Here is a 1,944-nt window from a genome sequence, read left to right on the forward strand (position 1 = left end):
CTGGACCCTGGCCCCGGGCAACCCGGACAACCAGATCTGCTTCACCGTCTCCGGCACCACCGGGTCGCTCTCCCTCCAACTGCCCGAGGTCTTCGGTATCCAGACCGCAGGTGGCCGCGCCGTCCGGGCCGGCCTCACCACCGGCACCACCCAGAAGACCCTCGACGTCCCCAAGGACGGCTTCCAACCGGTCGGCGAAGGCAACAACGGCGCCTCGACCAGCCTCGTCGAACTGACCGTCACCGGCTGACAGCCACCCGCGCATCCGTTCCTCACCGTCTGGGAATACACATATGCCTCGCAACTCCTCGCCCCGCTCCCTGCGGGCGGGTGTGCTGGTCGCGGCTGCGGCCGCCGGCACGCTGAGCACCTTCTCTCCGGCCGGCGCCGTGGTCGGCGACGCGGCTGCCGACAACACCTACACCGCCGCCACCCGCCTGGTGATCGGCGACAACCTGCGCGGCTGCACCGGCGCGCTGGTGGACCGCTACTGGGTGGTCACGGCCGCCTCGTGCTTCTCCGACGACCCGGCGCAGCCGCAGGCCCTGGTGGCCGGTGCGCCGAAGTGGAAGACGACCGTGACGGTGGGCGCCAAGTCGGCCGAGGTGGCCGAGCTGGTGCCGCGCGCCGACCGTGACCTCGTCATGGCCCGTCTCGCCACGCCCGTCGACGGCATAGCCCCGCTGCCGCTGGCGACCGCCGCCCCGACGGCCGGGCAGAGCCTGCGCGTTCCCGGTTTCGGCCGGACGAAGGACGAGTGGGTGCCGAACAAGCTCCACACCGGCGTGTTCAGCCTCGACAGCGTGAGCGCGACGGGCATCGGCACCACCGGCACCGGCGGCGCGGCGGTCTGCAAGGGGGACACCGGTGCTCCCGCCATCCGTGAGACGAACGGCAAGGCCGAGCTGGTGGCCGTGGCCTCCCGTTCCTGGCAGGGCGGCTGCCTGGGCACCCCGGCTACCGAGACCCGTACCGGCGCGTTCAGCTCCCGCGTCGACGACCTCGGCGACTGGGTGAAGGGCCTGCGTTCCCGCACGGCGGAGGTCAAGGCCGGCCTGCAGCTCCAGATCATCGACATCAACAACAGGATGTGGAACACCGTCGACGACTCCAGGGCCGGCGGCTGGATCGGCTCCTGGTCGCCCGTCAGCACAGTCTCGTTGACCGCCGTGGACAGCGTCGCCATCGGCGACACCGTGCACGTCTACGCCGTCGGTTCCGACGGCAAGGTCTACACCCACGACGGCAAGGTCGGTGGCGTGTGGACCCCGTGGGGCGAGGTCCCCGGCGGCGCCGGCGGTGCCCAGGGCGTCACCGCCGCGGTCCGCGGCAACACCGTCAGCCTCCAGATCATCGGCTCCGACGGTTCCCTCTACAGCACCAGCGTCGACTACGCCGCCGGCAGCTGGCGCGGAAACTGGGAGCAGGTCGGCACCAACAACCTGAAGTCCATCACCAGCGCCACCACCCCTGACGGCGTCGTCCACGTCTTCGCCGTCAACGAGGACCTTCGCGTTTACACCCGCGACAACCGGCCCGACGGCAGCTGGACCCCGTGGGGCGAGATCCCCGGCGGCGCCGTCGGCGTCCAGGGCATCACCGCCGCCGCCCGCGGCAACACCGTCGACCTCCAGATCATCGGCGGCGCCGGCGACCTGTTCACCACCTACGGCCACTACGACCTCGGCCACTGGGACCCGCAGTGGCAGAAGGTCAGCGACAACCGCCTGAAGGCCATCTCCAGCAGTGCCGAAGGCAACGTCGTCCACGTCGTCGCCGTCAACGAGGACACCAAGGTCTACACCCGCGACGCCGACTACAACGCCGGCAAGTGGACGCCGTGGACCGAGGTCCCCGGGGGTGCCTTCGGCGTGAAGGCGATCACCGCCGCCACCACCGGCTGACCCTGCACAGCACCGCACCGCGTCCCGCCGGACCGGCCGC

Annotated in this window: 1 protein-coding gene and 1 pseudogene; both read left to right on the forward strand. The window is 71.3% G+C overall.

The genetic code is table 11. The annotated features are described in order from the left end of the window. A pseudogene (locus tag ACFRQN_RS40700) lies at positions 1-250 on the forward strand (hypothetical protein); the annotation flags it as partial. A gap of 43 nt (positions 251-293) precedes the next feature. Then, entirely contained in the window at positions 294-1,904 is a 1,611-nt protein-coding gene (locus ACFRQN_RS40705; protein WP_380745676.1) for a trypsin-like serine protease, read from the forward strand. Positions 1,905-1,944 lie beyond the last annotated feature (40 nt).

Source organism: Kitasatospora sp. NPDC056800, assembly GCF_042789775.1.
In the GTDB taxonomy this organism is placed as follows: Bacteria; Actinomycetota; Actinomycetes; order Streptomycetales; family Streptomycetaceae; genus Kitasatospora.

Coding starts and splice junctions, on each gene's coding strand:
- ACFRQN_RS40705 (WP_380745676.1), top strand. CDS start 294: ATGCCTCGCAACTCCTCGCCCCGCTCCCTGCGGGCGGGTGTGCTGGTC.